The 275-nt window shown below is 50.2% G+C and carries 1 protein-coding gene; it reads left to right on the forward strand.

The window, feature by feature from the left end; all coding sequences use genetic code 11:
• A partial coding sequence (locus KVT32_RS29965; RefSeq protein ID WP_217619416.1) for a hypothetical protein occupies nucleotides 1–192 on the forward strand: 192 nt, incomplete at its 5' end.
• Between the last annotated feature and the right edge of the window lie 83 nt (nucleotides 193–275).

Consider the following 275-nt stretch of genomic DNA (forward strand, 5'->3'; position numbering starts at 1 on the left):
CTGCCGATCGACGAGTTGAGTGTGGAGGAGTGGACACGCGTCTGCGACGACATATTGGTGTTGATGATCGACATGGTAGTTCTCCAGTGGGCAGTTCAGTTTAGTGCTGCTATCAGGGTTCGGTTTTCGTTGCTTGCGTCGCTTGAATCAGCTCGCTTGAATTCTTTAACGGACCCCTCCGCAAAACCTTGAGGAAATTTTTTAAAAAAAATGTTGGTGAGCAACTTGCTACCTGAAGCGGACCGAACCGGTACATGACGTCCTTCCCGCGACAG

Origin of the sequence: Achromobacter sp. GbtcB20 (genome assembly GCF_019091095.1) — a bacterium.
Classification (GTDB): Bacteria; Pseudomonadota; Gammaproteobacteria; order Burkholderiales; family Burkholderiaceae_B; genus Achromobacter; species Achromobacter mucicolens.